Source organism: Pseudomonas sp. LBUM1648, assembly GCF_059716145.1.
The window spans coordinates 92,893-113,193 of record NZ_CP166808.1; the positions used below are offsets into that span (position 1 = coordinate 92,893).

At 58.7% G+C, this 20,301-nt stretch carries 23 protein-coding genes; 10 read left to right on the forward strand and 13 right to left on the reverse strand.

What is annotated here, in order from left to right; all coding sequences use genetic code 11:
• Nucleotides 1-30 precede the first annotated feature (30 nt).
• Nucleotides 31-576 carry a hypothetical protein gene (locus tag ACA043_RS00435; protein ID WP_497658412.1) on the reverse strand — a complete coding sequence of 182 codons (546 nt, stop codon included), beginning with the start codon at nt 574-576 and terminating at the stop codon, nt 31-33.
• A 285-nt stretch (nt 577-861) separates the two neighbouring features.
• Between ACA043_RS00435 and ACA043_RS00440 the strand changes: the two genes are divergently transcribed.
• On the forward strand, nt 862-1,104 hold the full coding sequence (locus tag ACA043_RS00440) for a hypothetical protein (RefSeq protein WP_401270794.1): 243 nt from the start codon (nt 862-864) through the stop codon (nt 1,102-1,104).
• Between the two features lie 53 nt (nt 1,105-1,157).
• On the opposite strand, the gene ACA043_RS00445 is transcribed toward ACA043_RS00440, so the two are convergent.
• The 3 genes from ACA043_RS00445 to ACA043_RS00455 are packed head-to-tail and all read right to left on the reverse strand — an operon-like array spanning nt 1,158 to nt 5,006.
• Complete coding sequence (locus ACA043_RS00445; RefSeq protein ID WP_401270792.1) at nt 1,158-2,459, reverse strand: c-type cytochrome; 1,302 nt, start codon at nt 2,457-2,459, stop codon at nt 1,158-1,160.
• A gap of 12 nt (nt 2,460-2,471) precedes the next feature.
• Complete coding sequence (locus ACA043_RS00450; protein WP_497658413.1) at nt 2,472-4,256, reverse strand: GMC family oxidoreductase; 1,785 nt, start codon at nt 4,254-4,256, stop codon at nt 2,472-2,474.
• A gap of 3 nt (nt 4,257-4,259) precedes the next feature.
• Nucleotides 4,260-5,006 carry a gluconate 2-dehydrogenase subunit 3 family protein gene (locus tag ACA043_RS00455; RefSeq protein WP_497658414.1) on the reverse strand — a complete coding sequence of 249 codons (747 nt, stop codon included), beginning with the start codon at nt 5,004-5,006 and terminating at the stop codon, nt 4,260-4,262.
• A 303-nt stretch (nt 5,007-5,309) separates the two neighbouring features.
• Between ACA043_RS00455 and ACA043_RS00460 the strand changes: the two genes are divergently transcribed.
• The gene (locus ACA043_RS00460) at nt 5,310-5,954 is read left to right on the forward strand and encodes a dual specificity protein phosphatase family protein (protein WP_401270785.1); all 645 of its coding nucleotides are present in this window, start codon (nt 5,310-5,312) and stop codon (nt 5,952-5,954) included.
• A gap of 9 nt (nt 5,955-5,963) precedes the next feature.
• On the opposite strand, the gene ACA043_RS00465 is transcribed toward ACA043_RS00460, so the two are convergent.
• The 3 genes from ACA043_RS00465 to prlC all read right to left on the reverse strand — a co-directional run bounded on the left by ACA043_RS00465 (nt 5,964) and on the right by prlC (nt 10,444).
• Entirely contained in the window at nt 5,964-7,994 is a 2,031-nt protein-coding gene (locus ACA043_RS00465; protein ID WP_497658415.1) for a M3 family metallopeptidase, read from the reverse strand.
• A gap of 111 nt (nt 7,995-8,105) precedes the next feature.
• A complete protein-coding gene (locus tag ACA043_RS00470) occupies nt 8,106-8,396 on the reverse strand; it encodes a YheV family putative zinc ribbon protein (RefSeq protein ID WP_489881412.1) in 291 nt (96 codons plus the stop codon).
• Complete coding sequence (gene prlC / locus ACA043_RS00475) at nt 8,393-10,444, reverse strand: oligopeptidase A (protein ID WP_497658416.1); 2,052 nt, start codon at nt 10,442-10,444, stop codon at nt 8,393-8,395. Before prlC ends, ACA043_RS00470 begins: the two co-directional genes overlap by 4 nt.
• Before the next feature lie 89 nt (nt 10,445-10,533).
• Between prlC and ACA043_RS00480 the strand changes: the two genes are divergently transcribed.
• Nucleotides 10,534-11,079, forward strand: a complete 546-nt coding sequence (locus ACA043_RS00480) for a gamma carbonic anhydrase family protein (protein ID WP_187680741.1) — start codon at nt 10,534-10,536, stop codon at nt 11,077-11,079.
• A 28-nt stretch (nt 11,080-11,107) separates the two neighbouring features.
• Nucleotides 11,108-11,758, forward strand: coding sequence for an HAD family hydrolase (locus tag ACA043_RS00485; RefSeq protein WP_401270776.1), 651 nt, complete (start codon nt 11,108-11,110; stop codon nt 11,756-11,758).
• Between the two features lie 55 nt (nt 11,759-11,813).
• Here ACA043_RS00485 and ACA043_RS00490 read toward each other — a convergent pair whose 3' ends face one another.
• Nucleotides 11,814-12,890 (reverse strand): aminopeptidase, encoded by a 1,077-nt coding sequence (locus ACA043_RS00490; RefSeq protein WP_497658417.1) that lies wholly within the window; start codon nt 12,888-12,890, stop codon nt 11,814-11,816.
• Nucleotides 12,891-12,948: 58 nt separating this feature from the next.
• On the opposite strand from ACA043_RS00490, the gene ACA043_RS00495 reads away from it, so the two are divergent.
• Both ACA043_RS00495 and ACA043_RS00500 read left to right on the forward strand, forming a co-directional pair.
• Nucleotides 12,949-13,371 carry a PA0061/PA0062 family lipoprotein gene (locus tag ACA043_RS00495; protein WP_497615836.1) on the forward strand — a complete coding sequence of 141 codons (423 nt, stop codon included), beginning with the start codon at nt 12,949-12,951 and terminating at the stop codon, nt 13,369-13,371.
• Nucleotides 13,372-13,411: 40 nt separating this feature from the next.
• The gene (locus tag ACA043_RS00500) at nt 13,412-13,831 is read left to right on the forward strand and encodes a PA0061/PA0062 family lipoprotein (protein ID WP_497658418.1); all 420 of its coding nucleotides are present in this window, start codon (nt 13,412-13,414) and stop codon (nt 13,829-13,831) included.
• A gap of 6 nt (nt 13,832-13,837) precedes the next feature.
• On the opposite strand, the gene ACA043_RS00505 is transcribed toward ACA043_RS00500, so the two are convergent.
• Both ACA043_RS00505 and ACA043_RS00510 read right to left on the reverse strand, forming a co-directional pair.
• Nucleotides 13,838-14,095, reverse strand: coding sequence for a DUF1161 domain-containing protein (locus tag ACA043_RS00505; protein WP_489881407.1), 258 nt, complete (start codon nt 14,093-14,095; stop codon nt 13,838-13,840).
• A gap of 260 nt (nt 14,096-14,355) precedes the next feature.
• Nucleotides 14,356-14,787, reverse strand: coding sequence for an OsmC family protein (locus tag ACA043_RS00510; RefSeq protein WP_401270766.1), 432 nt, complete (start codon nt 14,785-14,787; stop codon nt 14,356-14,358).
• Between the two features lie 241 nt (nt 14,788-15,028).
• Here ACA043_RS00510 and ACA043_RS00515 point away from each other — a divergent pair, with 241 nt between their 5' ends.
• Nucleotides 15,029-16,030, forward strand: coding sequence for an LLM class flavin-dependent oxidoreductase (locus ACA043_RS00515; RefSeq protein WP_187680748.1), 1,002 nt, complete (start codon nt 15,029-15,031; stop codon nt 16,028-16,030).
• 78 nt (nt 16,031-16,108) lie between these two features.
• Here ACA043_RS00515 and ACA043_RS00520 read toward each other — a convergent pair whose 3' ends face one another.
• Together ACA043_RS00520 and ACA043_RS00525 are read right to left on the reverse strand one after the other, a co-directional pair.
• Entirely contained in the window at nt 16,109-16,333 is a 225-nt protein-coding gene (locus ACA043_RS00520) for a DUF1161 domain-containing protein (protein ID WP_401270763.1), read from the reverse strand.
• Nucleotides 16,334-16,461: 128 nt separating this feature from the next.
• Entirely contained in the window at nt 16,462-16,677 is a 216-nt protein-coding gene (locus ACA043_RS00525) for a dodecin (protein WP_003187305.1), read from the reverse strand.
• A 156-nt stretch (nt 16,678-16,833) separates the two neighbouring features.
• Between ACA043_RS00525 and ACA043_RS00530 the strand changes: the two genes are divergently transcribed.
• Nucleotides 16,834-17,160, forward strand: coding sequence for an ElaB/YgaM/YqjD family protein (locus tag ACA043_RS00530; protein ID WP_042556998.1), 327 nt, complete (start codon nt 16,834-16,836; stop codon nt 17,158-17,160).
• Here the strand turns inward: ACA043_RS00530 and ACA043_RS00535 are convergent.
• Nucleotides 17,133-18,050: a LysR family transcriptional regulator gene (locus ACA043_RS00535; RefSeq protein WP_497615842.1), complete on the reverse strand. Its 918-nt coding sequence runs from the start codon at nt 18,048-18,050 to the stop codon at nt 17,133-17,135. The genes ACA043_RS00530 and ACA043_RS00535 overlap by 28 nt on opposite strands.
• Before the next feature lie 113 nt (nt 18,051-18,163).
• Here ACA043_RS00535 and trpB point away from each other — a divergent pair, with 113 nt between their 5' ends.
• Nucleotides 18,164-19,396: a tryptophan synthase subunit beta gene (gene trpB / locus ACA043_RS00540; protein ID WP_187680751.1), complete on the forward strand. Its 1,233-nt coding sequence runs from the start codon at nt 18,164-18,166 to the stop codon at nt 19,394-19,396.
• Nucleotides 19,396-20,208, forward strand: coding sequence for a tryptophan synthase subunit alpha (gene trpA / locus ACA043_RS00545; RefSeq protein WP_187680752.1), 813 nt, complete (start codon nt 19,396-19,398; stop codon nt 20,206-20,208). The genes trpB and trpA overlap by 1 nt, the downstream gene beginning before the upstream one ends.
• The last annotated feature ends 93 nt before the right edge of the window (nt 20,209-20,301 follow it).

Sequence of the window (20,301 nt, forward strand, 5' to 3'; positions counted from 1 at the left end):
ATAAGCAAGATAATAGAGTTGTCAGTCAGTTCAGGCTTTGAACCCTTTCATTGAGGCAAAAGAATTTGCGATCCTCTTGAATGCAAGTTGATCGTCAAGATCAATGCGGTTATCGCCGTTGGCATCTACAGTATTTGAAACCTTGTTATACAGGCCGTTTCTATAATCTGTCGCTGTGACAGTAAAGTCAGGCTGGCTCAAACCGGGATTTGAAACATTGAACAGTCCAATTTTGACATCGGGCGGTGCAGCCGGGCTGCCGTTATTATCGAAAGACACCAGCATGCTCTTATAGCGCCGGCCCTCATCCTGCTTGCTTAAACCTGCAATAGCAGAGGCCATATCAGCGGCGAGGGTGTAATAAGACTGGTCATCTTCATCAAGGTCGCCATCTCCCTCGACATCGTCATACCCTTCGACGGTTTCATATTTTTTACTGACCGTGTTGTATTCAACTGTGACAACTACGTTGGGTTTACTGCCCGGCGCATATCCATCGTTGTATCGGGAGATGATCGCTTCGGCGTGATGATCTCCCTTGATATCCTTGAACTCATATAACACAGCGTAATTCATAATGTCCGCTCCCTGCCATACTCAATATTAAAAGTGTAGTAGTCACGCCTTTGAAATTAGAACTGCCGTCAATAAATGTCTACTGTCATAGTTGACAGGGTGTATATATCGACAGCAAGACAGTCAGCACTGTCTGCTTATACACCCTGTCAGGTATGACAGTAGATGTGTTCATGCTTTGGATTTAGCCTGAGGAGCGTGCGGCAACTTTGCCGGTGATCCTGGCGTAATCAACGGACAGAGATTTTATTTATGACGATCAGGATATTGCTCGAAATCGCGGATATGGACCAAGATGGAAATCCGGAGGTCGCGTTCTATCACTACGATGAAGACGCGACGGAAATGATGGATTACGACTACTCGTTGTTCGCTTCTTCGTCGCAAGGTAACGGTCGTTATGACTTGATTTCCGAAGACGCCGTCGATGCTGACGGCGATGGCGACATCGATAAACACGACAAGAAGCTTTACTTGCAGTTGGCGGATGCCTTTGCGCAATTCAAGGGCTTTCAGCCCAAGCGTTGATTGGCTCGCTGACACAGCACAAGCCTTCGTGCCATGTCAGCGATATTCAAGCGTCAGTTATGCGAAGTGACTTGCCCCAGGTCATCGCCGGAAGTGGTCTGCATATCGTTCTTGCGCAGATTGGCAACATCGGCTGCTTTCACTGGAGCGCCCTTGTTACCCCAACTGCCGCGAATAAAACTCACCACATCTGCGACTTCCTGATCCGACAGGCGCCATGCATACGCTGGCATGGTGAAGGTCGAAGGCGCCGTGTGCGTCGCTGGCAAAGTCCCGCCCTTGAGCACAATGTGAATCAACGAAGTCGGGTCATCTGATTGCAGCACCGGATTGCCTGCCAGCGCCGGGAATACCCGCGTATAGCCGTGGCCGTCCGTGCGGTGGCACGCCGCGCAGTTGTCGATGTACACCGCTGCGCCGCGCTGACTGTCGTCACCGTTCCACAGGGCCTTGGCGACTTTTTCGTCGTACTGGTGCGGCTGATCGTTCGGATCAGTCGCTGGCAACGACTTGAGATAGCGGGCAATCGCGGTCAGGTCGGCGTCGGTCATGTATTGCATGCTGTGGGTGACCACATCGCTCATGCCGCCGAACACTGCGCTACGGTCGCTGCGACCGGTCTTGAGGAATTGCACCAGTTGCTCTTCACTCCAGCTACCCAGGCCGTCCTTGTGGTCACCGCGCAGACTCTTGGCGATCCAGCCTTCCAGCGGCGCGCTGCCGGCCAGGAAGTTTTTACCATCCGCTGCACTCAAGGATTTTTCCTGCATGGTCAGGGCACGTGGCGTATGACAGGCGCCGCAATGTCCGAGGCCTTCCACCAGATAAGCCCCACGATCAATGACCGGATCTTCTGACGTGGCCTTGTAGTCCTCGACCTTCGGCGCAAACATCCAGCGCCAGCCCATCAACGGCCAGCGCATGCTCAACGGCCACGGGATGTCGCTGGCCTTGTTCTCCTGCGCCACCGGTTCAACGCCTCGCATGAAGTACGCGTACAACGCTTTCATGTCGCCTTCGCTGACACGGGCGTAGGACGGATACGGCATTGCCGGGTACAACGTACTACCGTTTTTGGCGACGCCGTGACGCACGGCCTGATCGAAGTCCTCGAAGCTGTAATCACCGACGCCGGTTTTATCCGGGGTGATGTTGGTCGAGTAGATCGTGCCAATCGGGGTTTCCATCGGCAGTCCACCGGCGAAAGGCTTGCCGTCCTTCGCGGTGTGACAAGCCACACAGTCGCCGGCGCGGGCGAGGTATTCGCCCTGTTTGATCAAGGACTGATCAACTTCGGCCGCTTGCAAAGTAGCGCTGCCCAGCAGGGCCAGGGTCGCGATAACAAAACTCTTCATGGTCATCGCTCCTTAAGCCTGAACCAGCGGGCCGGGGTTTTTCAGGTATTGCTCACGGATCGCTTTCGCCGACCAGTAAGTCAGCGCAGCCACCAGCCCTGTCGGGTTGTAGCCCAGGCCCTGCGGGAACGCCGATGCCCCCGGCACGAACACGTTGTGCACGTCCCAGCTCTGCAAGTAGCGGTTCAGAGCGCTGGTTTTCGGGTCGGTGCCCATGATCGCGCCACCGTTGAGGTGGGTGGTCTGGTACGACGCGGTGTTGAAGTGGTCGCCGACTTTCTTGCCGATCACCGCAATGGCTTTCGGGCTCATTGCTTCGGCGACTTTGCCCATTTTCTCGACCATGAAGCGGTTCATCTTGATGTCGTTTTCCTGCCAGTCGAACGTCATCCGCAGCAGCGGCAAGCCGTAGGCATCGCGGTACACCGGATCGAGATCGAGGTAGTTGCCTCTGTAGGATTGATGCGCGCCGTGAGCGTCCATCGATACCTGATGGGTGTAGTAATCGGCGGTCGCGCGTTTCCACGCACTGCCCCAGGCCGGAGTGCCCGGTGGGTTGGAAGTGCCGGCAATCGGCCGGCTGCCAGCCTGGTTGACCCACATCGGCGAGCCACCGACGAAGCCGTGCGGGCCGTGGTCGAAGTTATCGGCGTTGAAGTCATCCAGCGCCACACCGTTGCCACCGGCACCGATGAAGTTGTTGGTGTGGGTGTCCTTGTCGAAGAACGCTTTTATGGTCGCCATGTTCTGGTAGGCGAAGTTACGCCCGACCACACCTTCGCCGCTGATCGGGTCGTAGGGCTTGCCGATCCCGGAGAGCAGCATCAGCCGCACGTTGTGCAACTGGAAGGCGCCGAGAATCACCAGATCCGCCGGTTGCTTGATCTCGCGGCCCTGTCCGTCGATGTAAGTCACGCCGGTGGCTTTGGTTTTGCTGCTGTCGAGGTTGACCCGCAATACATGCGAGTTGGGCCGCAGCTCGAAATTCGGCAAAGGCTTGAGCGCCGGCAGAATGTTCACGTTTGGCGAAGCCTTGGAATACATGTAGCAAACGTAACCGCTGCAAAATCCGCAGAAGTTGCACGGGCCCATCTGTGCGCCGTAGGGATTGGTGTACGGCCCTGAAGTATTCGCCGAAGGCAGGTTGTAGGGTTTGTAACCAACCTCTGTGGCCGCTTTACCGAACAGCTGTGCGGAAACGGTGTTTTTCTGCGCTTCCAACGGGAAGTGGTTCGAGCGATCCGGTGCGTAGGGGTTGCCGCCCTTGCCCTGACCTACGAGTTGCCCCTTCACCGTCCATGCCTGACCCGAGGTGCCGAAGACTTTTTCGGCGTAATCGAAGAACGGCTCCAGTTCTTCATAGCTGACACCGAAGTCCTGGATGGTCATGTCCTTGGGGATGAAGCTTTTGCCGTAGCGTTCTTCGTAGTGGCTGCGCATACGCAACTCGATCGGGTCGACGCGAAAGTGCACGCCCGACCAGTGCAGCCCTGCACCGCCGACGCCGTTGCCCGGCAGGAACGCGCCCAATTGGCGGTTCGGCAAAGCGATATCGTTAACGCTGTGGCGAATGGTGACGGTCTCTTTGGAAATGTCCTGGAAAAGTTTTTTGCGCACGCTGTAGGTGAGTTCGTCGATCACCTGCGGATAGTTGCCGTCGGGGTAGGTGTCCTGCATCGGCCCGCGCTCCAGCGCCAGCACGTTAAGACCCGCTTCGGTCAGCTCCTTGGCCATGATCGCGCCGGTCCAGCCGAACCCGACGATAACTGCGTCGACCTTCTTCATTACCGTTGCCATGCCTTAAGCCCTCTCGCCGCGAATCGAAACTGCCGGGAAGGGGTATTGCTCGTTGCGTTCCACCCAATCCATGAAATCGGCGCGGGCGCCGGGGAAGCCGATCATGGTCCAGCCGACCATGCCTTTATTGCCGCCGTGGATCGGATCGCAGAAGAACCCTTCCTTGGTGTTTTGCAGCAGCAGATTGAAGAAAATCTTCGCCGGGACGCTATCGAACGGCGGTTTTCCGGCTTCGAGTTGCTTGAGCAAATCGTCTCGGGTAGCGCTGTCTTGCTCGGCAAATGTTTTACCGTTGAGGGATTTGGTCCACTGATCCGTGGCGGCGATGCCAAGGCGATAGATCTCTTTTGGCACCAGTTTGCTCTGCCAGCCCATCTCCGGTGCGGCGTCGGTGTTGAACGGACCCTGCATGTACCAAAGGGCACCGGCGGCATACGGGGTGTTCATCTGACGGTCGATGTATTCCGGCACGCCGGCTTCAAGCGCACCCGGGCCTTGGGCATCGTTGGGAATCAATTGCGCCACGGCAGAATTGATGAATGCCCATTCTTCTGCGGTGAAATAGCTCGGCTGATAAACGCCTGCGTCGCCGCGAGCCGGTTGCGCGGCAGGTTTGGCCGGTGCGGCTTCAGGCGCTGCTTGCAGCACGCTGCTGCCCAGACCGGTACCCGCCAGGGTCACCACTGGAATCAGGGTCAGGGATTTGCGCAAAAACTCACGCCGCGGGTTGTCTCGATCTGCATCAGACATGGGGGGCACCTCATCAGGCATTGATGGTTGTCAGCCGTTTCTGAGAACGGTTTCAGGATTTGTCGTCGCGACGTGGCCGGTTGACCCGGAAAAGGGGGGCGCATCTGCAACATGATGTGACAAATGGTAGCAGGCTAAGCATCCGGTTGAATCGATTCAGCGTAAAAAGACTGAAATTTTGCTTGCCGGTCCGCTGTAACAGCGCGGGTTCACGATTCTTTGACAGCCGGCTCACGGGGCTTTGACCGGCAGGCTGCGAAGCTGCGTGCTATCACTGAACCATCTCGATACGGTCAACCCAGCATGCCCCGAATGCGCCTTTTCCCTGCTTTGTGTTTATCGCTTGTTGCCCTGCTGCACTTGATCCCCGCCCAGGCGGCTGACAGTCCGACGTCCCGTCCGCCTGAGTGGGCGCAACCGGTTGAAGTGCAATACAACCTGTTCCAGATGTCGCCAACCCTCTACCGCAGCGCATTACCTGATGGCGGTGTGGTGCCGTTGCTGAAGAATCTCAAGGTGGCCACTGTGATCAACTTCCTGCCGGAAGCCGACACCAATTGGCTGTCCGAGCCGGGCATCAATCAGGTGCAGTTGCCGTATCGCACCAACCACGTCGACGACAGCGACGTGCTCAAGACCTTGCGCGCCATCGAGAGCGCCGAAGCCAATGGCCCGGTGTTGATGCATTGCAAACACGGCTCCGATCGCACCGGTCTGATGGCCGCGATGTACCGCGTGGTGGTGCAGGGCTGGAGCAAAGAGGACGCGTTGAGCGAGATGACCCAGGGCGGGTTTGGTGAGAGCGGGCACTTTCGCGACAGCGTGCGTTACGTGATGCAGGCCGATGTCGACAAGTTGCGCACCGCGCTGGCTAACGGCGATTGCAGTACCAGCGCGTTCGCAACTTGTTCGATGAAGAGCTGGTTCCAGACGGTCAATTTGAAATGATCGACCCACTCAATCGGTCGTGGCCGCAAATAGCGCTGCGTTGATCGGCCGGTCTAGAAAGGTTTCCAGCGCTTTCAGTAACGAGCGTGAGTCGCCGGGGGCGAAGAACGCATCGCGAAAATCCCGACCCGTTTGCAGGTCAAACACCCCATCACGCTGAAACCGTTCGAACACTTCGGTGGCCAATACGCCAGACCACTTGTAGGCATAGACCGATGCCTCATAACCGGTCACCAGGTAGTCAAAACCATTGGCGAAACGGTGATATCCCGACAGTTGCAGGTGAGGAACTTCACGCTGCACATCCTTGAACACTTGTTCGATGCTGCGGCTATCGCCGTGACTGCAATGTAATTGCAGATCGAACAGTGCCGTCATCAGCAACATAGCGGTTGTGCGACTGGTGTGGGCACCAATGGCCGCCAGCGCGGTGTTGACCCGAGCCTCAGTCAGCTGTTCGCCACTCTGGTAATGAGCCGCCAGCCACAACAGAAACGAGGGCGACAGGCAAAAGTGTTCGAACAACTGCCCGGCGAATTCGGCGGTATCACGCCCCAGTTGGGAAATACCCGCCAGGTTGCGATGGGGCGATCGCGTCAGAACATGCTGCAGACAGTGGCCGAATTCGTGGAACAGCACCCGCAGATTTTCGTGAGAGAGCAGGCAGGGATGCTCGTCGGTGGCAGCCGTGAAGTTGCTATAAAGACGGGCGATCGGCAGCGATGGCCGCCCCTCGGCATTGATTCGGCGAATGCGCAGGACAGTGGTGAACGCGTAGTCGGCGTCCTCTTCACGGTGATAGGGATCAAAGTAGATATACCCGATCACCTGCCCGTGCTCGCTGACCTCAAAGAGCCTTACATTTTCGTGCCAGTGGCTGAACGTCGTCTGTTCGACGATGCGGATCCCGAACAGGCGCTCGCTGAACTGACAGAGCCGACGCAAGGTGCCATCAAGCGGGAAGTATTGCCGCAAGCCTTTCAGCGCACCGTTCAATTGCTGAACGCGCAGTTGCTCGGCAAGAAAGTCTTCATCCCACGCCTGTACGTGCGCAATCCCCAGCGTGTGTGCGAACGCTTTCAGGGCCTGGGTATCGCGCAGCAATGCCGGTTTATTCAAAGCCACTTGCTGACGCAAAAAGGCAGCGACCTGCTCAGGAGACGATGCCATGCGATTTTCGAGGCGTAACTGGACGTAATTCTCGAAACCCAATACCCGGGCTTTCTCGTGACGCAAGGCGACCAGTACGGTCAGCACCGGATCGTTATCGAGTTTGTCCGCCCGGGGGCCCTGGTCGGACGCCCGGGAAAGCCAGGCAGTGAAATACGCCTCCCGCAGCGCCCGGTCCTGTGCATGGGTCAGGATTTGCCGGTAGGTGTTTTGATCCAGCGTGAGCAGCCAGCCGTCGTGTCCTGCCTGTTTGGCATTGAGGGCCAGACGCGCCTTTGCCGCGGCAGACAAGCCTTCAAGCTGCGCGACGTCGTCAATGCGCTTGCTCCATGCGGCGTTTGCCAGCTCCAGATTGCTTCTAAACAGTTGCTCCATACTTTTGATGTCGCGGTTCAGGCGGGTGAGTTTCTGCTGCTGTGCAGGCGGTAGTTCGATACCGGACAAGCGGAATTTGCGCAGAATCTTCGCCAACGAGGCTTTGCGCTGACCATCGAAACTCGCCGCCACCGAACTCTTCGCCAGACGTTGATAAACACGGTAGAGCGCCAGGTTAGCGGCCTTGTCGGCCGTGTACTGGGCCGCGACAAGGCTGCACAACGCGCTTTCCCTGAGCCAGTCGATATCATCGGGTTTGACGGTCGAGAGGGTTTCAATGACGCCTATGGCTTCATCCAGACGAGCATCGGCCTCATCAATGGCAACCACCAGATCGTCCCAGCCAGGATGTTCGGTCTGGCTGGCGATCACCTGCGCAATGATCTGGCGGTTTTCGGCAACGATCACGTTGATGGCCGGAAGCAGATGCTCGGCGCGAATCGCCGACCACGGGGGCAGAGTCCAGTTTTGTAACAGCGGATTGGTGTCAGGCATGGCGTCTTCCTTGAGGCGTGGCTGAAAGGGCCAGCCTAAAGAGGAAGAGCGGGAGATGGGCGGTAGATAGTTACCACCTTCCACCGCTTAGCGACGGAAGGTGGCAGTGACTCATTGTTGCGGGTCAGGCTTTTTCGCAAGCTTGGGGTTGGGGAAGAACTGCACCGCCTGAACCTTCTTGTCCGGCGGTGGCTTGAGCGCGCTGGTGTTGACCCGCGTGCCCAGCTCTTTCGGAACCGACAGCCCTTGCTCGTTCAGCGTGTCGGAGTAACCGCAGGCCACGCATTCGCGGTGCGGCACGGTGTCCTCGTTCCACATCATCAGCTTGTCCGGCTCGCTGCACGCCGGGCAGACCGCCCCGGCGATAAAACGTCTTTTGGTAATCACAGGCCCCTCGCTCATGCTGCCGCGTCCTCACTGAGGCCGCTGTGGCGCAAGAGTGCGTCAATCGACGGCTCGCGACCACGGAAGTCGACGAACAACACCATCGGCGCCTGCGAACCGCCGCGAGCCAGAATCGCTTCGCGGAACGCGCGACCGGTTTCAGCGTTGAGCACGCCGTCCTCTTCGAACTTCGAAAACGCATCGGCCGACAGCACTTCCGCCCACTTGTAGCTGTAGTAACCCGCAGCGTAACCGCCGGCAAAGATGTGCGCGAAGCTGTTCGGGAAGCGGTTGTAGGCCGGTGGGCGCATCACCGAAACCTCGTCACGTACGCCTTCGAGCACCTGCAACACGCTGCGGCCATCGCCGTGTGTGGCGTGCAGTTCGAAGTCGAACAGCGAGAATTCCAGCTGACGCACCATCATCAGGCCGGACTGGAAGTTCTTCGCCGCGAGCATTTTTTCCAGAAGATCCTGTGGCAGCGGCTCGCCGGTTTCGTAATGACCGGAAATCAGCGCCAGACCTTCCGGCTCCCAGCACCAGTTTTCCATGAACTGGCTCGGCAGCTCGACCGCGTCCCACGCCACGCCGTTGATGCCCGAAACACCGACGTGATCAACGCGGGTCAGCAGGTGATGCAGGCCATGACCGAATTCGTGGAACAGGGTGGTGACTTCGTCGTGGGTCAGCAGCGCAGGCTTGCCACTGTCGGCCGGGGTGAAGTTGCACACCAGATTGGCCACCGGACTTTGCAGCACGCCTTCGGCAGTGCGGCGGCGGTCGCGGGCGCCGTCCATCCACGCACCGCCACGCTTGTTGGCGCGGGCATACAGGTCGAAGAAGAAGCGGCCGACGTGCTGGCCGTTTTCCTTGATTTCGAACAGGCGGACATCCGGGTGCCAGGTGTCGAAGCCTTTCTGCTCGGCGATTTCGATGCCGTACAGACGCTGGACGATGGCGAACAAACCGCCCAGCACTTTGTCGATCGGGAAGTAGGCGCGCAGGGTTTCCTGGGCGACGCTGTAGCGTTGTTCGCGGAGTTTTTCACCGTAGAAACCGCTGTCCCAGCTTTGCAGATCGGTGCAGCCCTGTTCGGCGGCGTAAGCGCGCAGCTGTTGCAGGTCCTGCGCGGCGAACGGTTTGCTGCGCTTGGCCAGATCACGCAGGAAGCTCAGCACCTGATCGCTGGACTCGGCCATTTTGGTCGCCAGGCTCAGCTCGGAGAAACTGGTGAAGCCCAACAGCTTGGCCAGTTCCTGACGCAGGTCGAGGATCTCTTCCATCACCGGGCTGTTGTCGTTCTGACCGGCATTCGGGCCTTGATCCGAGGCGCGGGTGCAGTAGGCGGCGTAGACTTCTTCGCGCAGCGCACGGTCTTGAGCGTAGGTCATCACCGCGAAGTAGCTCGGGAATTCCAGGCTGATCAGCCAACCATCAAGGCCTTTGGCCTGTGCAGCGGCGGCCATTTGCGCCTTGGCCGAATCGGTCAGGCCGGCGAGGGCGGCTTCGTCGGTGACGTGCTTGGTCCAGGCCTGGGTGGCGTCGAGCAGTTGGTTAGAGAAACGGCTGCCCAGTTCGGACAGCTTGCTTTGCACTTCGGCGTAGCGTTTCTGTTCGGCTTCCGGCAGGTCGATACCCGACAGACGGAAATCGCGCAGGGCGTGTTCCAGAATGGTTTTTTGCGCCACATCGAAACCGGCGGCTTCCGGGCTGTTGGCCAGTGCTTCATAAGCCTGGAACAGTTCGCGGTTCTGGCCCATCTCGGTGGAGTAGGCGCTCAGGGCCGGCAGGCACGACTCGTAGGCTTCACGCAGTTCGGCACTGTTGCACACGGCGTTGAGGTGGCTCACTGGGCTCCATGCGGCACCGAGACGGTCATTGAGTTCGTCCATCGCCAGCACCAGGCCGGCCCAGGTAGGGGTCTGGCCTTGGCTCTTGAGGATGTCGGCGATGGCGGCGCGGTTGTCGGCGAGGATGGTTTCGATCGCTGGCAGCACGTGCTCGGCACGGATCGTGGAGAACGGCGGCAGGTCGTAGGACTGCAGAAGAGGGTTGTTCACGCTCACGGTTGGCACCTTGGCTGGAAGAAACATGCGCCCATCTTAATTACAATCGACACTCACCGCAGCTATCGGCGACAGAGAGAGAACTAATCTTGCCCCTTCGCAAGTACCAGAATCACACCCCGCAGTTGCGCAAAGGCGCGTTTGTCGACGCCTCGGCGGTGGTGATCGGCGACGTCGAAATCGGCGAAGACAGCTCCGTCTGGCCGCTGACAGTCATTCGTGGCGACATGCACCGCATCCGCATCGGTGCGCGTACCAGCGTGCAGGACGGCTGCGTGTTGCACATCACCCACGCCGGCCCGTTCAACCCGGACGGCTTCCCGCTGTTGATCGGCGACGACGTGACCATCGCCCATAAAGTCATGCTCCATGGCTGCACGGTTGGCAGTCGCGTGCTGATCGGCATGGGCAGCATCGTCATGGACGGCGCGGTGGTCGAGGACGATGTGATCATCGGCGCCGGCAGCCTGGTGCCGCCGGGCAAACGCCTGGAAAGCGGTTTTCTGTACGTGGGCAGCCCGGTGAAACAGGTCCGTGCGCTGACCGAAAAGGAAAACGCCTTCTTCACCTACAGCGCGGCGAACTACGTGAAGCTCAAGGACCTGCACCTGGCCGAAGGCTACGACCAGCTCTGAATCGACTTACACCTGCTCAGGATTTCTCATGCATTACCAGACCGTACTGTTCGACCTCGATGGCACCCTGACTGACCCGCGTGAGGGCATCACCCGTTCCATCCAGTTCGCCTTGGGCAAACTCGGCATCGACGAGCCGGATCTGACCAAACTGGAACATTTCATCGGCCCACCGCTGTTGCAGGCGTTCATGCAGTTTTATGGGTTTGACGAGGCCAAAGCGTGGGAGGCGGTGAATTTCTATCGTGAGCGCTTCAGGGTCACCGGTCTGTATGAGAACCAAGTGTTCGAGGGTGTTACGCCGTTGCTGGAAACCCTCAGCGGGCAAGGGCGGCAGTTGTATATCGCGACGTCCAAGCCGTGGGTGTTTGCCCGTGAGATTGCCCGGCACTTCGATTTTGCCCGTCACTTCAAGGTGATTTACGGCAGTGAGCTGGATGGCACGCGGACCAACAAGGTTGAACTGATTGCTCATCTGGTGGCCGAGGAAGGACTGGATCCGGCGAATACGCTGATGATTGGCGATCGCAAGCATGACCTGATCGGCGCGCGCAGCAACGGGCTGGATGCGGCTGCGGTGGGGTATGGGTTTGGCAGTTTTGAAGAGTTGAATGCCGAAGCGCCTACCTTCCACTTTGAAACGCTGGCCGAGTTGCATCAGGCATTTATGCGGCGCTAATCAGTACGCCATCGCTGGCTTGCCAGCGATGAGGCCAGTTCGGTCACTGACGGACTTAGCGCTCTGCGAGCGCTTTCAATGCCGCTTTGCGCTCCGCGACAGGGAGCCCCCCTAACCGCTCGACCTCAGCATAAAACCTCAGCCAATCCCCCCCAACCTGCCTGAACAAAGCAGCAAACGCCGGCACCCATTGGTCATACAGCCCAAACGGCAACAGCCGCGCATTGTTCAGCGGCGCATTGACCCAAGCGTCATAACGTTTGTCCCCGGCCCACTGGCCGTCTCGCATCAGCCGATAATCCCGGCGAAACTGCTCGAACTCTGCCGCTTTGCGCTCACGCATATGCTCGACGGGCAGCGGCTGGGCATAGAGTTTTTCCAGGCGTGAACGCGTATTCAGCACCAACTCGATGAACTGATCACGCTGCTTGAGCTTGGAATCGGTATCCGGAGGCAACCCACGAAACGCGCGCCACTGCCGCGTGCCTTCCTGCTCAACAAACGTGGCGAAGGACTCGTTGAACTCAGTGTCGTCCTTCACATAGACGCGTTGATGGGCCAATTCATGAAAGATCAGCGTGGCCAGGCGTTCGTCGCCCCAGCCCATCATCGAGTTGAGGATCGGATCGTTGAACCAGCCCAGCGTCGAATAGGCCTCGACGCCACCCATCGACACGTCCATCCCTTGCAGGCGCTGAATCGCCGCTTCGCCCCGCGCCGCGCTTTGGCTGTAGTAGCCGCGATAAGCCACGCACCCGGCAATCGGGAAGCAATGGTTTTGCGGGGTCAGGGAAAATTCCTGGGTGGCGAATACGTTCCACACCACAAACGGCCGGCCAATGTCGGCGTACAAGCGATAGCTCTGGTTATCCGGTAGATGCAGGTGCTCGCTGGCGAAGGCCCGGGCCTTTTGCGACTGGGCCAGACGCGTGCGCAGTTTCGCATCGCGATTCGGGTCGGCAATCACCTCGGCCACCGGTTCCCGCGCCCCCAGTAATTGCAACTGACCACCGGCCAACTGGCTGTAATAGCTGACGCTGGAACAACCGTTGAGCAACAAAAGCATCACACCCGGAAACAAAATCCGAAAAACGCGATCAAGTAACCGATGGCTTGGAAGCGGCCTGATCAAAATAAGAAACCCCTGGAAAGTCTGCCCGCAAGACTATCCCGCCCATTGGAGCTTCGCTATGCGCATGTTGATGCTGACAGGAGGCCTGCTGACGCTGGCCGGTTGTGCCGGATTCGGAATGCCCGATCCAGACCCTTCGCAAGCCTGGATCGATCTGAATGCCAGGCAACAGGACACGGCGCTGCAAGCGCTGCAGGTCGACAGCAAGGCTGCTGTCGACAAACGTTACTTCGAGGTGCAGCCGGGCAGCCATGAACTGAAGGTGCGCTATCAGTTTCCGGTTGACGCGACCAATATCGGCCCCGATGCCGAGCCGCTATGGCGCGATTGCCAGTTGAGCGTCAAATTCAAGGATTTCAACGCTGGCCAGCGTTATCAGTTGCAGGCCGGCAGTATCGGATTCCGCCCATGGGCCAAGCTGTATGACGAGCAGCGCAAGGTCGTGGGGCAGGGCACGCCGGCAGGCTGTCAGAAGACCTGATCGGCGTTATGCTGGTTGTCCAATCCAAGGGACATTGATCATGCGCAGGTTGACGCTGTTGCTCGCTGCAAGTGTGGTTGCCGGTTGCCAGAGCCCGATGCCGGCGGCGGACCCCGGCAAAGCCTGGGTCGACTTCGCCATGCCCACGCCGGGCGGCAAGGTGCTGATGGCCGAACGGCTGGACAATGTGCGCTTGCAGGATGGCCGCTTCTTTCAAGTCGCGCCGGGTAGTCATGAGCTGACGGTGCGTTTTGATTTCGAGATATTCGGCGGTGGTCAGGGCATGGACACTGATCCGCAGGAGCGGCTGTGTTACATGAGAGTGCGCTACGATCATTTCGAGGCCGGGCAGCGTTACCGGCTCGAAGCTCGCTCACTGGCGTTTACGCCGAGTGCCCGGTTGATCAATCGCCAGGGGCAGATCGTTGCCGAGGAACGGCAGGTCAACTGCGTGCCCTGAGCAATATCAGCGATCGTTTTTCTGATAGATGATCGCTTTTGTGCCGTTGTCGCAGGTACCCACGACCATAGCTACGTCGTGCTTGTCCGCTTCTACTTTGGAAACTATTTCCAAGGTGTAGGAGGGCACGGCATTCGCTTGAATCTTGACTTCGATTTCGTTCTTGAGTTCTTCGCAGTGTTTGATGGCGCCCGGCGCGTCGGGCGCGGCAAGAACCGATGTGGCCAGTGCACTGCAGAGGATCGCCAAGCCAATACGTTTCATCAATGTAGCTCCTTGAGGCAGCGCGCACGGGCGTGCGCTGAAGCTGCTGTCACTTATTCGACCACACTTTGCCAGAGCGGGTTCTGACTTCGCTCACAACTCGTGTTTTCGGTTTCAGATTTTTGGTGACGCTTAGATGGCTATTGCGAGCAAGCTCACTCCTACAGGGAATCTCGGTTGTTCACAATCAATGTGCCCGCTGGAGATCAAATGTAGGAGTGAGCCTGCTCGCGATAGCGTCAGACCCGGTCAGCGATGACTCAGCCGACCAGCGAAGCCTCAAGGGTGATCTTGGCATTCAAAACCTTGGATACCGGGCACCCTTCCTTGGCCTTGTTGCTCAGCTCTTCAAACTGCGCCTGAGTCGCCCCCGGAATTTTCGCTTTGAGGATCAGCTTCACTGCAGTGATCGCGAAACCACCGTCAACCTGATCAAGCGTGACTTCGGCGTTGGTGTCGATGCTGTCGGCTGTCAGGCCTGCATCGCCGAGAATCATCGAAAACGCCATGGAGAAACAGCCGGCATGCGCAGCGCCGATCAGTTCTTCGGGGTTGGTGCCTTTGCCGCCCTCGAAGCGGGCCTTGAAGCCGTAGGGGGCTTCTCTGAGGACGCCGGTCTCGGTGGAGATCGAGCCGATGCCGGTTTTCAGATCACCTGCCCAATGTGCGGATGCTTTCTTAACAATAGCCATGTCTGCCTCCTCAAGATCTGGTGCGGAACGCCGCGCCGTCGTGGTTTTTGCTTACAAGGCTTCTGAGGATAGACGCCGGAACAAAGTTCAGCTCATCTGAATGGTTGACTTTTTTAGTAGGAAATTTCGCCTGTGCTATTGAAATTCGGGTATATGCCCACATTGCACAAAACACGCTTATGGATTCGGCAGGTTTTCGTTCGCAAGAAAAACCTGCCTCCTCACTCGGAGAAGCAGGTTTATGAAGCAACTCTCAGACGTTAAATTTTCCACCCTCGATCTGGTGCCAGTGCGCGAAAACGGCAGCCCGGCGCAGTCACTGCGCAACTCGCTGGACCTGGCGCAGCATGTCGAGAAATTCGGCTACACGCGGTTCTGGGTCGCTGAGCACCACAACATGGACGGCATCGCCAGTTCCGCGACCTCGGTGCTGCTGGGTTATCTGGCCGGTGGTACGTCGACCATCCGCGTCGGTTCCGGTGGTGTGATGTTGCCCAACCACGCGCCGCTGGTGATCGCCGAGCAGTTCGGCACCCTTGAAAGCCTGTATCCGGGGCGGATCGATCTAGGTCTGGGCCGCGCGCCGGGTTCCGATCAAATGACCGCCCGCGCCCTGCGTCGTGAGCGTTCCGGCAGTGCCGATGATTTCCCCGAGGACGTTGCCGAGCTGGCGCGCTTTCTCGGCCCGCGCACCCCGGATCAGCGGGTAATCGCGATGCCCGGCACCGGCACCAATGTGCCGATCTGGCTGCTCGGTTCCAGCCTGTTCAGTGCCCAACTGGCCGGTGAACGCGGTTTGCCTTACGCCTTCGCCTCACACTTCGCACCGCGCTTCATGCACGAGGCAATCCGTGTCTATCGCAATCACTTCAAGCCGTCGGCGGTGTTGGACAAGCCGTATGTGATGCTCGGTGTGCCGCTGGTGGCGGCCGATACCGATGAACAAGCGGATTACCTGGCGACCTCGGTGTACCAGCGCATTCTCGCGTTGATGCGTGGGCAAAGCCTGGTGCAACGTCCGCCCGTGAAAACCATGGACGGCCTGTGGCTGCCCCATGAGCGTGAGGCGGTAGGTGACTTCCTCGGTCTGGCGATGGTCGGCAGTCCGCAGAAGATCCGCGCCAAGCTGGAGGTGCTGGTTGAACAGACTCAGGCGGATGAGCTGATATTCACCAGCGATTTGTATGAACACGCTGATCGCGTGCATTCCTACGAGTTGCTGGCGCAGGTGATGAAGGGCTGACTCAACCCCTGAATTGGAAAAATCATCAGCCACAAAAAAGCCGACGCATTCACGTCGGCTTTTGCATTTCAGGCCCTATCAACCGCGCTTGTAGACGATTTCCTTGGTGCCGCCCTCGCAGGTGCCAACAACCTTGTCGCCAGCCGCTGCGCCTTTATCAACAATCTCCAGCGAATACCCGGAAACGCTCTTGGCATCCAGCTTCGCCGCAATCTCGCTTTTCAACTCTTCACAAGGCTTGCCGGCAGCAAACGCACCACCCGCAAGGCTCAACAAACCTACTGCCAATATGAACTTCTTCATCGGTTGCACTCCCTGGTCGGATTAAAGGAGGCGGGCATCGGGTCATCCACCCGATGCGCCCACCCTGTAGCGCTTTGCCATTCCTATGGCACTCGGCCAGCGCGCAAGTTCAGAAGCGTAGACCAAACTCAGCTACTGGCGATGCGGAACCCGACTTTCAAAGTCACTTGAAAGTGCGCTGCCTTGCCGTCCTTGATGTGGCCACGGGTCTCGGTCACTTCAAACCATTCAAGGTGCTTGATGCTCTTGTTGGCTTCAGCCAACGCGTTGTTGATGGCGTCTTCGATGCTGGTGGCGGACGAACCGACCAGTTCGACTTTCTTGTACGTGTGATGGTCACTCATGGCGATCTCCTTGGCGTGTGGAATTGAGACTAGCAGTGAATTGCTCTGTTGATTTCGGCGCTGCTGCGCAGGCGAAGTTCAGATTTTCTGCACTTTCTCAAACCGCTGAAGTCCCAATCAACACACGCCACTCATCACCAATGCAGGAGAGCCACCATGGCCAACACCTCTTTACGTAAAGCCTCATTGCAAAGCATGGAAGCGGAGATCGAGAGTCTGCTCAAGTCGTTGGAAGGCCTCAAAGACGATGCTTCCGACGAGTCGCGCAAAACCCTCAAGGCGCTGAAAAGCAATGCTGAAAGTGCGCTGAAACATTCGCGTCACCTGCTCAGCGATGCCTATGAAGAAGTCAAAGTGAAAACCCGTGAGACCGGGATCGCCACCCGCGATTACGCTCAGGAACATCCATGGACGACTGCCGGTGTGGCGGTCGGTGCACTGGGTCTGCTCGCGGCTTACTTGCTGTTCAAGCGCGGCGAGTGATCGCTCTGGCGCAGCTCATTCTTGAGCCATTGCGCCAGTTGCCGGGCGCGCCCATCTGCGGCGCGCTTGGGTAGCCACAACGCCAGTTGCGCCGGGGTTTCACAGAAGCCCCACGGCGCAACCAGGCGACCCGCCTTCAAATCCTCGGTAACCAGCGGCTCCGGCGCGATTGCCACGCCAAGTCCCGCAACTGCTGCCTCCAACAGATAATACAAATGCTCAAAACCTTGCCCGAGCTTCAACGCTTTTGCGTCGAGGTGGTTTTGCTGTGCCCAGCTTGGCCAGGCTTGCGGACGGGATGTCGTGTGCAGTAGCGGCTCATCGAGCAACGCCTCGGCAGATGCCGTTTGCAGGCGTTGATAGCCGCTGAACAGCGGGCTCAGCACTGGGCCGATGCGTTCGGCAGCCAGTTCATACACCTGCATATCCGCCGGCCATGGCGGTTCAGCGAACAGCAGCAGCGCATCCAGCCCCGGACGCCTCGGATCAAGATCGCCTTCACCGGCCGAGAGGTGCAGGCGCAAGTCCGGCAGATCGGCATTCAAACGCCCCAATCGCGGAATAAACCAGCGCGCCAGCAAGCTTCCAGAGCAGCCGAGCACGAACGGCGCATTGGCGGTGGTTTGCGTCAGCTCCGCACAAACACTGCGCAACCGGTCGAACGCTTCGCCGCTGGCATCGCGTAAGCGCACACCGGCATCTGTGAGTTTCAAGCCGCGCCCATCCTTGATGAACAGGCTGACGCCAAGGTGTTCTTCCAGCACTTTGAGCTGGCGACTCACTGCACCGTGGGTAACGTGCAGCTGCTCGGCAGCCTGACTGACGCTGTTCAGCCGCGCGGTTGCTTCAAAGGCGCGCAAAGCGTTCAACGGGGGAAGGTCGTGGCTCATGGTATCTGTGAGTTTTCCTGACAGGTTGCGGCGATCTTATCGGTTTTCAGTCTAGAAGGTCAGGGGTAGAGTAGGCGTCATTGTCTTTTGACCGAATTCACCTGGAGCAAATCATGACCCAGACTTCGCACAATTCCGATCTGCGTAACGGCCCTGACGCCAACGGCCTGTTCGGTTCGTTCGGTGGCCGCTACGTGGCTGAAACCCTGATGCCGTTGATCCTCGATCTGGCCCGCGAATACGAAACGGCCCAGGAAGATCCGGCATTCAAAGAAGAATTGGCCTACTTCCAGCGTGACTATGTCGGACGTCCGAGCCCGCTGTACTTCGCCGAGCGCCTGACCGAATTCTGCGGTGGCGCCAAGATCTACCTCAAGCGCGAAGAGCTGAACCATACCGGCGCGCACAAGATCAACAACTGCATCGGCCAGATTCTGCTGGCACGGCGCATGGGCAAAAAACGCATCATCGCCGAAACCGGCGCCGGCATGCACGGCGTGGCGACCGCCACCGTGGCTGCGCGTTTCGGTCTCGATTGCGTGATCTACATGGGCACTACCGACATCGAGCGTCAGCAGGCCAACGTGTTCCGCATGAAGCTGCTGGGCGCCGAAGTGATCCCGGTGGTTGCCGGCACCGGCACCCTGAAAGATGCGATGAACGAAGCGCTGCGTGACTGGGTAACCAACGTCGACAGCACTTTCTACCTGATCGGCACCGTAGCTGGCCCGCACCCGTATCCGGCAATGGTTCGCGACTTCCAGGCCGTGATCGGCAAGGAAACCCGTGACCAGTTGCAAGCTCAGGAAGGTCGTCTGCCGGACAGCCTGGTGGCGTGCATCGGCGGTGGTTCCAACGCCATGGGCCTGTTCCACCCGTTCCTCGACGACAAAAGCGTTGAAATCATCGGCGTTGAAGCCGCCGGCTACGGCATCGAAACCGGCAAGCACGCGGCCAGCCTCAACGGCGGTGTGCCGGGTGTGTTGCACGGCAACCGCACCTTCCTGTTGCAGGACGACGATGGCCAGATCATCGACGCCCACTCGATTTCCGCCGGTCTCGACTACCCGGGCATCGGCCCTGAACACGCCTGGTTGCATGACATCGGCCGCGTCCAGTACACCTCAGTGACTGACGACGAAGCCCTCGAAGCGTTCCACAAATGCTGCCGCCTGGAAGGGATCATTCCGGCACTGGAAAGCGCCCACGCCCTGGCTGAGGTTTTCAAACGCGCACCGAAACTGCCGAAGGATCACCTGATGGTGGTCAACCTCTCCGGCCGTGGCGACAAAGACATGCAGACCGTGATGCACCACATGGAACAGTCGAAGCAGGAGAAACACTGATGAGCCGCCTGCAAACCCGTTTTGCCGAACTCAAAGAGCAGAATCGTGCCGCGCTGGTGACCTTCGTCACTGCCGGTGATCCGGACTACGACACTTCGCTGGCGATCCTCAAGGGCTTGCCGAAAGCCGGTGCCGACGTGATCGAACTGGGCATGCCGTTCACCGACCCGATGGCCGACGGCCCGGCGATTCAACTGGCGAACATCCGTGCGCTGGGTGCCAAGCAGAATCTGGCGAAAACCCTGCAAATGGTTCGCGAATTCCGTGAAGACAACAGCGATACCCCGCTGGTGCTGATGGGCTACTTCAACCCGATCCACATGTATGGCGTGCCGAGCTTTATTGCCGACGCGAAAGAGGCCGGCGTTGATGGCCTGATCGTGGTCGACATGCCGCCAGAGCACAACGAAGAACTGTGCGACCCGGCCCAGGCTGCCGGTCTGGATTTCATTCGCCTGACCACGCCGACCACCGACGACGCACGTCTGCCGAAGGTGCTCAACGGCAGTTCCGGTTTTGTTTACTACGTATCAGTGGCCGGTGTGACCGGTGCAGGTGCTGCGACCCTGGAGCACGTCGAAGAAGCGGTTACTCGCCTGCGCCGTCATACCGATCTGCCGATCAGCATCGGCTTCGGCATCCGTACACCGGAGCAAGCGGCGTCCATCGCACGCTTGGCCGACGGTGTGGTGGTGGGGTCGGCTCTGATCGATCACATCGCCAACGCGACCACGCCGGATCAGGCCATCGACGGTGTGTTGAGCCTTTGCTCGGCCTTGTCCGAAGGCGTGCGTAAGGCCCGCGTCAGCTGAAGGTAAAGTTCCTGACACAGAGGAATTAGCACCTCGCGGCACAGACTAAATGAGCAAGATCGAGGGCTTCAGGACTACGTTCTGAAGCCCTTT

Coding starts and splice junctions, on each gene's coding strand:
- ACA043_RS00530 (WP_042556998.1), top strand. CDS start 16,834: ATGGCCAACACCTCTTTACGTAAAGCCTCATTGCAAAGCATGGAAGCG.
- trpA (WP_187680752.1), top strand. CDS start 19,396: ATGAGCCGCCTGCAAACCCGTTTTGCCGAACTCAAAGAGCAGAATCGT.
- ACA043_RS00460 (WP_401270785.1), top strand. CDS start 5,310: ATGCCCCGAATGCGCCTTTTCCCTGCTTTGTGTTTATCGCTTGTTGCC.
- trpB (WP_187680751.1), top strand. CDS start 18,164: ATGACCCAGACTTCGCACAATTCCGATCTGCGTAACGGCCCTGACGCC.
- ACA043_RS00485 (WP_401270776.1), top strand. CDS start 11,108: ATGCATTACCAGACCGTACTGTTCGACCTCGATGGCACCCTGACTGAC.
- ACA043_RS00440 (WP_401270794.1), top strand. CDS start 862: ATGGACCAAGATGGAAATCCGGAGGTCGCGTTCTATCACTACGATGAA.
- ACA043_RS00500 (WP_497658418.1), top strand. CDS start 13,412: ATGCGCAGGTTGACGCTGTTGCTCGCTGCAAGTGTGGTTGCCGGTTGC.
- ACA043_RS00470 (WP_489881412.1), bottom strand. CDS start 8,396: ATGAGCGAGGGGCCTGTGATTACCAAAAGACGTTTTATCGCCGGGGCG.
- ACA043_RS00520 (WP_401270763.1), bottom strand. CDS start 16,333: ATGAAGAAGTTCATATTGGCAGTAGGTTTGTTGAGCCTTGCGGGTGGT.
- ACA043_RS00515 (WP_187680748.1), top strand. CDS start 15,029: ATGAAGCAACTCTCAGACGTTAAATTTTCCACCCTCGATCTGGTGCCA.
- ACA043_RS00435 (WP_497658412.1), bottom strand. CDS start 576: ATGAATTACGCTGTGTTATATGAGTTCAAGGATATCAAGGGAGATCAT.
- ACA043_RS00495 (WP_497615836.1), top strand. CDS start 12,949: ATGCGCATGTTGATGCTGACAGGAGGCCTGCTGACGCTGGCCGGTTGT.
- ACA043_RS00525 (WP_003187305.1), bottom strand. CDS start 16,677: ATGAGTGACCATCACACGTACAAGAAAGTCGAACTGGTCGGTTCGTCC.
- ACA043_RS00450 (WP_497658413.1), bottom strand. CDS start 4,256: ATGGCAACGGTAATGAAGAAGGTCGACGCAGTTATCGTCGGGTTCGGC.
- ACA043_RS00455 (WP_497658414.1), bottom strand. CDS start 5,006: ATGTCTGATGCAGATCGAGACAACCCGCGGCGTGAGTTTTTGCGCAAA.
- ACA043_RS00535 (WP_497615842.1), bottom strand. CDS start 18,050: ATGAGCCACGACCTTCCCCCGTTGAACGCTTTGCGCGCCTTTGAAGCA.
- ACA043_RS00505 (WP_489881407.1), bottom strand. CDS start 14,095: ATGAAACGTATTGGCTTGGCGATCCTCTGCAGTGCACTGGCCACATCG.
- ACA043_RS00465 (WP_497658415.1), bottom strand. CDS start 7,994: ATGCCTGACACCAATCCGCTGTTACAAAACTGGACTCTGCCCCCGTGG.
- ACA043_RS00510 (WP_401270766.1), bottom strand. CDS start 14,787: ATGGCTATTGTTAAGAAAGCATCCGCACATTGGGCAGGTGATCTGAAA.
- ACA043_RS00445 (WP_401270792.1), bottom strand. CDS start 2,459: ATGAAGAGTTTTGTTATCGCGACCCTGGCCCTGCTGGGCAGCGCTACT.